Raw genomic sequence first — 11,162 nt, forward strand, 5'->3', positions numbered from 1 at the left:
ATGGGGGAGAGGGATCAGGTGGTAGAGGAAATGATGGACATGGGGGCCGGGAAGCGATCGGCATCGGTGTGGCAGAGTCAGCGTGTGTTTATCCTGGGGTATGTGGGGGTGGTTTTGATCCCCCTTTTTTTTCTTGTTGTGTATGCCTGCTACGACAAAGGCCGCTGCAGGGGCCAAGGGCCGGTAACCATCACCTTGACCATGTCGCTGTATGAACCGGGAAGGCCCGGGGGAAGCGGGGGGACCCGGTTTTCCACCATGGCGTCCCCCTCTCGGCAGTCGTATACCGTGTGGGGGACCACCGAGACCGGCCAGCTGTGCTTTATCGATGTGGATTCGTATCTGGATTACACGGGGTATACCCGGGGGAAAACGGTTGAAACCTCCTATACGTTTCACAAGGACCGCGGAGACTGGCGATGGACCGTGGAGGCCGATTTTTGGATGTCGGTTTGGGGGCTGGCCCTTGGGCTCATGGGGCTGCGCGTGATCCGTTCTGCCCGTGGTAAGGAGGCCGGATGACCGTTTTGAAAAAATATGTGCTGTTGAGCATGGTGATGCTGTGGGCCGCGGGCGGGGCCCACGCAAACGGGGTCGAGGAGATCTTTATCCAAGCCGGTCTTGTGGACGTGCATCAAATGGATGAGACCATTCAGGTGGACCTGGTGAACTCGGATCCCCGCAAAAACTATTTCCGGGAAGACTTTTACTCCGGCCTTAAGACGGCCTACCTGCAAAAAGAGGTTGCCGCCAAGCTCGCCAAAGCCCAGGACGGGCTGAAGAGAAGGCATTCGGAGTACTCTCTCCTTATCCTGGATGCGGCGCGCCCACGGAGCGTTTCAAAGAGGATGTACGATAAAATGAAGGGGACCCGGTTTGAAAAATTCGTGGCAAACCCCGCCCGAGGGTCCATGCACAACTACGGCATTGCCGTGGACATCACCATCGTTAACGGCCGGGGCAAGGAGCTGGACATGGGCTTTACCCCGTTTCGCAAGAGCAGGCTTGAACTCTGCGCCATGTTTGCCATGAAAAAACTGGGCAAAAAGCTTTCCTCAAGACAGCGCGACAACCGAAAGCTCCTGGCCGATGTCATGACGGGTGCCGGATTTTTGCCCCTCTCCTTTGAGTGGTGGCATTTTAACGGCATGCCCAAATCAGATGCACGGGCCAGGTATCACATCATAGAGTAAGGCATCATAAAAAGAGTCTCCGGCGGCGAAGTGTGCCACCTCGAAAGCCGGTAGCCAATGCGCTTACCCTTCGTTCCTCAGAGAAAATCGCAGTTGCCCTTCAAACATGATCATCGTTTGGGCCATCGGTCTATTTGCATCACGTCCCAAACACCTTTGTCCTTATGGAGCGCCGCACTCCTGTGCGGCACGGGTAACGACGGATTAAAAAGCCGCACCTGTGTGCGGTGCTCCGTTTCGGTCTATTTTCCCGTTTTTTTTGAAGGTCGCGGCCAAACGATAATCAAGGCTCAAACGTCATTTTCGAAGAACTGTGAAGCCCTGTTTGTTAAACCCGTCGTTGTAAGATCAGGCAAAAGTTTAGCCCCCGGCAGGGCCGCCGGAGGCATAAACTGAATCGTAACCATTATTCCCCAATGGCTACCCGAGCAGGGCGCTGAAGCCCGTTTTACCCTCAGTCCAGCCGTACGCCCGCTCGCCTCGTTTTATCCAATCTTTTTTTTAAGACCCCTTGCGGCCTTTTGCGGATCGTCTGCGGCCACGATGGCCGAGACCACGGCGATGCCGTCGGCCCCTGCCGCCATCACCTTGGCTGCGTTGGCAAGGCCGATGCCCCCGATGCCGACAATGGGAATATCCACTGCCGCGCGGATTTGCCTCACCCCGTCAAGGCCCAGGGGCGGGGCGGTGTCGGTTTTGGTGGGGGTTGCAAACACAGGGCTGACGCCAATGTAGTCCGCTCCCTCGCGCTCTGCGGCCAGGGCATCTTCCAGGGATTCGGCAGAGATCCCGATGAGGGCTTCCGGGGGCAGAAGGCTTCTGGCATCGCGGATGTGCATGTCGCTCTGCCCCAGGTGGACCCCGGAGGCGCCCACGGCCAGGGCCACATCCACCCTGTCGTTGATGATCAGGGGGACCCCTTTATCATCCAGCCATGCCTTGATGGCGCGGGCCTCCTCAATGAAGGTGCGTGTGGATGCTTCTTTTTCCCGTAGCTGGACGCAGGTGACGCCCCCGGAGACAGCCCCACGGACGATCTCCAGGGTGCTGCGTCCTCTGGAGAGCTTTTGGTCCGTCACCAGGTACAGGGCGTAGTCCACGGTTGAAAGGCGGTTCATGGGCGCTGTTCCTTTGGGCCAGAGCCAATGACATCCATGGCGCATCCGGTGTGCAGCTCCTCGGGGGTGAGGGTGTAGAGGGCGTCCAGAAGGGCGATCATAAAGCTTCCCGGTGCCGAGGCCTTTTCGGCCGCTTTTTGCCCGGCCATTCCGAAGAAGGCCAGGGCAGAGCAGGCCGCGGTAAAGGGGTCGAGGTCCACGGCCGCAAAGGCACCGGTAATGGCCGTAGCCGTGCAGCCCGTTCCCGTGACCCGTGCCATGAGGGGGTGGCCGCCCCGGATCTTTGCCGTGCGTGCGCCGTCGGTGACGATGTCCTCCGGGCCGGTGATGGCGATGGTGGCGCTCAGCTCCGTTGCCAGGGCCGAGGCCATGGCAGCGGCCTCTTCAACGGTGTCCACGGCATCCACGCCGCGGGTGCCGGAGCCTGCCTGCTGCAGGGAGAGGATCTCCGAGGCGTTGCCCCGGATGATGGAGACCCCCGCTTCCCGGATGAGGCGGGTGGCGGTGCGGGTCCTCAAGGCGGTGGCCCCGGAGCCCACGGGATCTAAAATCACCGGGGTGCCCAGGGATCGGGCCTTGGCTCCTGCCGAGATCATCGCCCGGATCCACGGGTCACTCAAGGTGCCGATGTTGAGGACCAGGGCACCGGCAAAGGAGGCCATCTCCTCCACCTCGTTTTCTGCGTGGGCCATCACCGGTGAGGCCCCCAGGGAGAGGAGGGCGTTGGCCGTGTAGTTCATCACCACGTAGTTGGTGATGTTGTGGACAAGCGGGTTGGATTCCCTGATTTTTGATAGGTTCTCAGCTGCTTTTAGGGCAAGGTCGTTCACAATCCTAAATCCTTATGCATTGGTTGAAAAACGGCTGAGGAGGGCTTGAGAGGGGGGCGACTGCCCCCCAAAAAGAAAGATCGATGCGCTTCGCAATTCCCTTCGCCGGCATGATCCGGATCAGGTTCAACGGGTATGATCTCAGGCCTTAAGCCACCCCTGCGTGTACGGCTTGTGGAAAGCCGCATCGTGTGATGCAGTTTGTATAGGGTGGTCAGGCGAGGTTGTCAACACATTCGCCCTTATCTCATGGCAGTGCGGTGCGGCTTGCCGTGATCCAGTTTTCAGCAGGGGTATCCTCCTTCAGCACCTCTTCCAGGGGAATCCCCACAGCGCCCGAGGGTGCCTTGATTTCAAGGACGCTTGCAAGGGTTGGGGCGATATCGTAAGGGGTGACGGGTCGCGTGATGCGTTGGGCGGGGATGCCCCAGCCTGCGAAAAAGAGGGGAACATAGGTGTCGTCGCCCTGGGGCAAGGCGGAGGGCGTTTTGCCGGTAACGTAAGTGGATGGCGCAGCGATGACGTGGATGTTGCCGGAGCGACCGGCATGGAAACTGTCGAGGATCGCCATGTTGGTGGGGGTGGGGGCCACGGTCCCTTTGAGAAGGTCCGTGCGGGTCAGGGCTCCGGCAATGCCCGGGATGCTCATAATTTCTTCGGCGGCTGTTGTCTCCACCAGGGCAAGGCTGACTCCGGTTTTTGCGATTTCTTCTTCGTCGAGATAGACGTACGGGTGGTCGTAGAGCCGGACGACTGATTCGGGGACACCCAACCGCTTGTTCAGGGCCTTTGCCAGGGCCTCCCGGATTATGGGACCGGAGGGCAGGCACCCCACGTCAAAGCCGAGGCTTGCCAGGTGCTGGGGTGTCTCGCACATGCCTTGGTTGGATGAGAGAACAACAAGTGTCCGGTCCAGGCCGATCTCCTTGTCCACGTATCGGAACAGGTCGGCCAACAGCTTGTCGACCCGTAGGATGGTGTCTTCCGCCTCAAGGCTTGAGGCTCCGAAGAGGCGTCCGATGGAACCGGTGGCCGAGAAGCCCACGGCCAGAAAGTCGGTGCGGGGCCCTTGCCCCAGTTTTTCTTCCCTGATCAGGGTTTTGGCAAAGTCCGCCGTGAGCTCGTCCCCGAAGGGTGTGGCGGCAAGGCTGGCGTAGAAATGCGAGGTCTCTGCGTTGAGGGGGTGTGGAAAGGTCGTGCCCAGGCCGAACATGTCCACCTCAAAGGGGCGCCTGTCATCCGTGCCGAAGAGGTAGGTGGATGGGGCGTAAAGAAGTTGCCACGACCTGTTTCTGTAAGCGTCGGCATGTTTTTCCGCGTTCCATTGCGCAACCCAGTCGGGGTACTGGGTGAAATAGTAGCTGCTGCTTATAAAGGAACCGTCTGTTGTGGAGTACCAGAACGCCTTGCCGGTGTGGCCTCCCTGGAGGATGGCGCCCTGATCCTTGAGGGAGACGCTGAACACCCTGGCTCCCCCGTTTGTGGCTATTGTCAGCTCATCACCGATGGTGGCCGCGAGCATCTGCGAGGGAGCCCGGCCTTCTCCTTCTACCGGTGTTTTTCCGATAAGGGGGTAGCGGTCATCCTCGCAACTGGTGATGACGCGGTCTTTGGCCCGGTCGAACCAGCTTCCGGCCACAATGCCGTTGCGGGAAGGGGAGGTGCCGGTGAACAGAGCTGCATGGCCCACGGTGGGCTCGGTTCCGCCATGGGGAAAGCCGGCGTTTGTGTAATGGGTCCCCTGCTGCATCAGGTAGCGCAGGCCCCCCTTGCCCAGGCGGTCTTTGTATCGCATGGGAAAATCGCCGCGCATATCATGGATGGTGATCTGGAGCACCAGGGCGGGCTTTTCCCGCAGAGGTTTTGCATGGGTCCAGGTGGCGGCGGCGAGTATCAGGAGCGGCAACATCCAATAGACGGGTCGGCATGCTTTCATGGGGGTGTCCTCTTTTGGGTTGGCGGGGCCGATGATGGGTTACAATGACCTTGGTGTATTGTTTTGCATTTGTAACAATGTTGTTGTTTGCGATGGGTGTATTCGTATCAAGGCCACCAGCTTCTGTCAACGGATGGGCTTAAGCTTCCAGTGTCGGGCCGGGCACCGCAACTTGATTCTCCAATTGGCATCGGGTAAGATGTAAGTCTGTTCAACCAAGGGGTTACGGTTGCGCCTTTACGCTGCCCTCCCCCCGACATCGCGTGCCCTCTGTTCGTTTCTCTCCATATCACGCCTGCGTTTGTCCCCGGCAGGGCACGCCCCCATATCCACCGGGGCATCATGCTCCATCACCGACGCCTCATTGCGGTGCTTATTCCAATACATGTGCCGCCCTTCCCGGGCGAGGCCCATGGCCTTCGGGACGGGACGGCTCCTGTCCGATCACCACCAAATCTAAGGAGATGACGCATGGATACGTCCACCTCGTACCTGGGAATGTCGATCAAGAACCCTATTGTCGTGGGAAGCTCCGGATTGTCCGGCACGGTGGAAGGGGTCAGGCGCCTTGCGGAAAACGGGGCAGGGGCCGTTGTGTTGAAATCCCTTTTCCAGGAGGAGATCAACCTTGAAAGCGACAAGGTGATCCGGGACACCAAGGCCGCGGACGCCTCGGTTCAGTATTTTGACTACGATGGAAGGAAAAATCCCATTGAATTCTACGGGTACAAGGTCCGGGAAGACAACCTCAACCGGTACACCACCCTGATACGTGAGTCCAAGGCTTCGGTGGATATACCCGTTATCGCCAGCATCAACTGTTATCCGATTCCCTGGAGTGGATCGCCTTTGCCCGGGAGCTTGAAAGGGCAGGGGCCGACGCCCTGGAGCTGGACATCTTCCCGACCCAGTTCAACCAGGGGCGTATAAGGAGAAGGAAGAGCTCTCTCCAAGGTTCTCGAAAAGATTCTTGGGGTCCTCTCCATCCCTGTGGTGCTGAAGATCTCTCACTACTTCACCGACCTTGGCCCCATGATCCAGAAACTTTCCCGGACGGGAATTCACGGGCTTGTGCTTTTCAACCGGTTCTTCAGCCCCGATGTGGATATCAAGAAAATCGAGGTGGTGCCCTCGTACCTTTTCAGCACGCCTGCGGAGATGGCCCTGTCCCTTCGCTGGGTCGCCATCATGGCCGAGAAGGTGGACTGCGCCCTTGTGGCCTCCACCGGCGTCCATGACGGCGCAGGGGTGGTCAAGCAGATCCTGGCAGGTGCGGACGTGGTGCAGGTGGTCTCGACCCTTTACAAGAACGGGGTCAAGCACCTGGGGGTGATGATCGAGGAGCTGGAGACGTGGATGGGCAGCAAGGGGATCCAGACCATTGCCGACTTCAGGGGGCGGCTCTCCCAGGAGGCGGCAACCATCAACGAGCGGGCTCAGTTTATGAAGTACTATGCGGACAAGAAAAGACTGGCCGTGAAATAAAAGGGCTGAACGTTACGAAAAACAAGGAAAGAGTGGCCGACAGGCTCCCATTTGGTTTGGCACGGTTTTAGATTTCCACGTATTCCCCGTGGTTGCGGCAACCTGCCATGATCAGCGACCTTTTTCCTTGACCCCTTTGCGCTGTTTGGCATACGCCATTTCTAAGATCGGGATTTTTGTATTGGAAAAATACGCAATACGAAATTCTGACGCATTGTTTTGATGCGTTCGTTTATTCATCAAACAGGAAGATGCGATATGCCAGACATTTTAGAGGTCGTAAAGAGCAGAGATCCCCACGAACCCGAGTTCCACCAGGCCGTCACCGAGGTGGTGGAGTCGGTGGCCCCCGTCCTGGAGCAGAATCCCGAATACCGCAGGCACAATGTCCTGGAGCGGATCGTGGAGCCCGAACGGGTCATCATGTTCCGTGTGCCCTGGGTGGATGACGACGGGCAGGTGCAGGTCAACCGTGCCTTTCGGGTTCAGATGAACAGCGCCATCGGGCCGTACAAGGGCGGGTGCCGGTTTCACCCGTCGGTGAACCTCGGGATACTGAAGTTCCTGGCCTTTGAGCAGGTGTTTAAAAATGCCCTGACCACCCTGCCCATGGGCGGCGGCAAGGCCGGGTCCGACTTTGACCCCAAGGGCAAATCGGACAACGAGGTGATGCGGTTCTGCCAGAGCTTCATGGCCGAGCTTTTTCGCCACATCGGCCCCAACACCGACGTGCCTGCAGGGGATGTCGGGGTGGGCGCCCGGGAGATCGGCTACCTGTTCGGGATGTACAAGAAGCTGACCAATGAATTTACCGGGGTGCTCACCGGCAAAGCCCTCAACTGGGGCGGCAGCCTGGTCCGGCCCGAGGCCACGGGGTACGGCGCCGTCTATTTTCTCGAAGAGATGCTCAAGCTCACAAACGAGACCATGGAGGGCAAGACCGTTGCCATCTCAGGATACGGCAACGTCGGGACCTATGTCATCGAGAAGGTCAATGAGTTGGGCGGCAAGGTGGTGACCATTGCTGACGAGGACGGCTACGTCCATGACCCCGAGGGGATCAAGGGCGAAAAACTCGCCTACATGGCCGATCTCTGGACCGTTTATAGGCGGCCCGCCAAGGATTACGCCGACAGGTTCGGCTGCGAGTGGGTCCCGAACAGGCGCCCCTGGGAGGTCCCCTGCCATGTGGCCATGCCCACGGCCCTTGAAAACGAGCTGGACCGCTCGGACGCCGAAATCCTTGTGAAGAACGGTTGCCGCGCCGTGGTGGAGGTGGCCAACATGCCCTGCACCCTGGAGGCGGTCCACTATTTCAAAGACAACAACATCCTCTTTGGCCCTGCCAAGGCGGCCAACGCAGGCGGGGTGGCCACCTCAGGCCTTGAGATGAGCCAGAACAGCATGCGTCTCTCCTGGAGCCGGGAGGAGGTGGACCGGCGCCTCAAGGACATCATGCGGAACATCCATGCCACCTGCCTGAATGCGGCCGAACAGTACGGCATGCCCGGCAACTATGTGGCCGGGGCCAACATCGCCGGTTTTATCAAGGTGGTGGATGCCATGATAGACCAGGGGGTTGTCTGACTCCTGCCCATACGGACGCCCGTTGGGCCGTAACCTGCGGCCGAAGGCGGGCATCCGTTTTATCGATACACCTCTGACGTGATGGCAGATGGTGCGGATGTCGGCATGCTATGGGTAGCCTGCCGTTTTTTCCGCACCATGTGCTTTTCTCTGCCCTGTCTTTTCCTGTTGCTTGTTTTTCCGCACCCCGCCCGTTGACCGTGTCTGTCTCTTCGGCGGTCCGTACCCCCGTTTATCCCCCCTTATGTTTGGGGGATCGCGCATCCCGTGGCCGGGATGTTTCTCCACATGCCGAGGGATCCTGACTCCCAACAGAGGTGTGTATGCCCTTTCACCGCATCAAGACCATCTCGCGTCGCCTTAAAGGTTCCCTGGCTGCAAAGCAGCTGTTTTATATCCTTGTCTTCAGCTTTCTCATTACCTTTATCGGGACCAGCTTCAACCTGTTCCTGGAGTACAGAAAAGACCTGAGCGCCGTGGACGACCAGTTCACGCAGGTCAGGGAAGGGCACCTGGAGAGTCTGTCGGGGAGCCTGTGGCAGCTCGATGACCTTCAGATCACCACCCATCTCAATGACATGCTCACCATGCGGGACCTCATCTACCTGGAGATTCGCGAGAACGGGGAGGTGCTCTTTACAGCGGGTCGGTTGAAGGAGGGCGAGCAGTGGGTTCGCAGGGGTTTTGATATGTTCTTTTCCCACGGGAGCCGGGAGCGGCACATCGGTGTGCTGGACGTCTATGCCTCCTTAGAGGGGGTCCATCGCCGACTGTATGAGCGCCTTTTTGTGGTCCTGGTGACCCAGGCCCTGAAAACGCTGCTGGTCTCCATGGCGATCCTTGCGGTCCTTCACCGCCTGGTGACGCGTCACATAACGGCCATTGCAGGGTACGCCACGTCCATACGGCCCCGGGAGCTGGGCACGCGCCTGGAGCTGCCCAACAGGAAGGCCGACCCCGAATGCCCGGACGAGATCGACGAACTGGTATCGGCGTTGAACCAGATGCGACAGCGTCTGTATCACGACATGGAGCGGCGCAAGGCGGTGGAACATCAGCTGGCGCGGAACCGGGCCCTTCTGGACGAAACCCAGAGATTGAGCAACATCGGGGGCTGGGAGTTCCACGTGGACGATGAGCTGTTTCTCTGGACCAACCAGCTTTATGAAATTCACGGGTTGGAGGTGGACCCGACACTGGATCATTTTACGGCGTCCATGTCCTGTTACTGCAAAGACGACGGGGAGGCTGTGGCCAAGGCGTTTTCCCAGTGTGTCGAGCTGGGCCGTCCCATTATGGTGAGATCACCACCCACAAAGGGGAGAAGAAGTGGATTCGAACCACGGGAGCGTCTGGTTTTCGACGGGGTAGGTGGTCCGCGTGGTGGGCAGACGGCACCCGACATCACCGAGTCCGTCAAGGCGGAGGAGGCCCAGAGGCGGTCCCTCAAGACCTTGAAGACCGTTTTGGACAGCGTGGACGCCATCATCTGTGTATCGGATACGAAGACCTTCAAGATTTTGTTTATGAACAAGGCCATGATTGAAAGCTTCGGAGAGGGGCTCACCGGGCAGGAGTACCATGCCCTCTTTATGGCCGGTCGCGAGAGGGAAGGGCCTCCGGGGAGCTCCCCCCGGGGAGGGATTCCGGACACCGTCCGGGCGCCGGGCGGGAGAGCCCAACCAGGCCCTGCCTTTTATATCAACTACGAGCGGAGCATCCAGTGGGTGGACGGACGGCAGGTGCGGTTCCATCACGGGGTGGATATCACGCAGATTAAAAAGATGGAGGAGGAGCTTCGCCAGACCCACAAGATGGAAGCCATCGGAGGACTCGCAGGGGGGATTGCCCATGATTTCAATAATATTCTCTCCTCGGTCCTGGGCTATGCCGAGCTTGCCCTGGATGATGTGACGCCGGACACGCGGCTGGAAGGCCACCTGCAGGAGATTTACCTGGCCGGGACCCGGGCCGTGACGCTGGTTCGACAGATCCTCACCTTTGCTCGCCAGGGCGACGAAGCCACCGTGGCCATTCGGGTGAAACCCGTTGTGGAAGAGGCCCTTAAACTCATCCGCTCCTCCATCCCGAGCACGGTGGAGATTACCCGGGATATTGAAAGCGAATCCAGGATCCTCGGCAATGAGACCCAGGTGCACCAGATTCTCATGAACCTGTGCACCAACGCGGCCAGCGCCATGGAGGGGGACGGCGGGGTCCTGGATGTAAAGCTCTTTGACACGGCCCTGGGGTATGGGGGGACGCCGGTTCCGGTTTCGCTCCTTCCGGGGAACTACCTGACCTTGAGGGTCGCCGACACAGGGTGCGGCATCCCCGCTGAGGTGAAATCCTCCATTTTCGAGCCTTTTTTTACCACCAAGGGCCCCGGGGAAGGCACGGGCATGGGCCTTGCCATGGTCCACGGCATTGTCAAAAAGTGGGGGGGAGAGATCAAGGTGGAGGACAACATCCCGCGCGGTGCCGTGTTTACCGTTTACCTGCCCGTTACCGAGGCGGATCGCGAGGAGCCTGAGCCACCCTCGGATGACGGCATCCTGCCCACGGGTGGCGAGCGGATCCTGGTGGTTGACGACGAGCCGCCCATCGCCAGGATGATCGGCAAGATCCTGGGGCGCCTGGGGTACACAGCGGTGATCAGGACGGACAGCGTCGAGGCCCTGGAGTTGTTTCGGTCGGGGCCGGAGCACTTTGACCTGGTGATGACGGACATGACCATGCCGGGCATGACAGGGGAGCTCCTGGCCGAGGAGCTGCTCCGTATCCGGCCGGGCCTACCGGTTATTCTCTGCACCGGGTACAGCACCAGGCTGAGCGAGGAGGCCCTGGAGGAGATGGGCGTTAAGGCCTTTATGATCAAGCCCATTGTCAAAAAAGAGCTGGCGCGGGTTGTCCGAAGGCTTCTGGATGAGGCGGGAAAAGGGATCGAAAAGGGATGACGGGTGCTGTCTTCACTCTTTTTATTACATGCAAACCCTTCGGTGATCGAATGGGG

General features: G+C 59.3%; 9 protein-coding genes and 1 riboswitch. Of the genes, 6 read left to right on the forward strand and 3 right to left on the reverse strand.

The genetic code is table 11. The annotated features are described in order from the left end of the window. Positions 1–18: 18 nt before the first annotated feature. Both ACOYW2_RS08095 and ACOYW2_RS08100 read left to right on the forward strand, forming a co-directional pair. The gene (locus ACOYW2_RS08095; RefSeq protein WP_482770062.1) at positions 19–522 is read left to right on the forward strand and encodes a hypothetical protein; all 504 of its coding nucleotides are present in this window, start codon (positions 19–21) and stop codon (positions 520–522) included. Beyond that, complete coding sequence (locus ACOYW2_RS08100) at positions 519–1,193, forward strand: M15 family metallopeptidase (RefSeq protein WP_482770063.1); 675 nt, start codon at positions 519–521, stop codon at positions 1,191–1,193. The genes ACOYW2_RS08095 and ACOYW2_RS08100 overlap by 4 nt, the downstream gene beginning before the upstream one ends. Before the next feature lie 485 nt (positions 1,194–1,678). Here the strand turns inward: ACOYW2_RS08100 and thiE are convergent, their stop codons facing one another. From thiE to ACOYW2_RS08115, 3 genes are all read right to left on the reverse strand, one after another. After that, complete coding sequence (thiE, locus tag ACOYW2_RS08105) at positions 1,679–2,311, reverse strand: thiamine phosphate synthase (RefSeq protein ID WP_482770064.1); 633 nt, start codon at positions 2,309–2,311, stop codon at positions 1,679–1,681. After that, positions 2,308–3,141, reverse strand: a complete 834-nt coding sequence (thiM, locus tag ACOYW2_RS08110) for a hydroxyethylthiazole kinase (RefSeq protein ID WP_482770065.1) — start codon at positions 3,139–3,141, stop codon at positions 2,308–2,310. Before thiM ends, thiE begins: the two co-directional genes overlap by 4 nt. A gap of 79 nt (positions 3,142–3,220) precedes the next feature. Then, positions 3,221–3,312, reverse strand: a riboswitch (TPP riboswitch). Between the two features lie 76 nt (positions 3,313–3,388). After that, positions 3,389–5,077 carry an alkaline phosphatase family protein gene (locus ACOYW2_RS08115; RefSeq protein WP_482770066.1) on the reverse strand — a complete coding sequence of 563 codons (1,689 nt, stop codon included), beginning with the start codon at positions 5,075–5,077 and terminating at the stop codon, positions 3,389–3,391. 471 nt (positions 5,078–5,548) lie between these two features. On the opposite strand from ACOYW2_RS08115, the gene ACOYW2_RS08120 reads away from it, so the two are divergent. The 4 genes from ACOYW2_RS08120 (at position 5,549) to ACOYW2_RS08135 (ending at position 11,106) form a co-directional block, all read left to right on the forward strand. After that, complete coding sequence (locus ACOYW2_RS08120; protein WP_482770067.1) at positions 5,549–6,007, forward strand: hypothetical protein; 459 nt, start codon at positions 5,549–5,551, stop codon at positions 6,005–6,007. Positions 6,008–6,043: 36 nt separating this feature from the next. Continuing rightward, positions 6,044–6,562 carry a beta/alpha barrel domain-containing protein gene (locus tag ACOYW2_RS08125; protein WP_482771001.1) on the forward strand — a complete coding sequence of 173 codons (519 nt, stop codon included), beginning with the start codon at positions 6,044–6,046 and terminating at the stop codon, positions 6,560–6,562. A gap of 258 nt (positions 6,563–6,820) precedes the next feature. Continuing rightward, positions 6,821–8,149: an NADP-specific glutamate dehydrogenase gene (gene gdhA / locus ACOYW2_RS08130; protein ID WP_482770068.1), complete on the forward strand. Its 1,329-nt coding sequence runs from the start codon at positions 6,821–6,823 to the stop codon at positions 8,147–8,149. Between the two features lie 323 nt (positions 8,150–8,472). Beyond that, a complete protein-coding gene (locus tag ACOYW2_RS08135; RefSeq protein WP_482770069.1) occupies positions 8,473–11,106 on the forward strand; it encodes an ATP-binding protein in 2,634 nt (877 codons plus the stop codon). Positions 11,107–11,162 lie beyond the last annotated feature (56 nt).

Source organism: Desulfoluna sp. CLI2B (assembly GCF_056847375.1).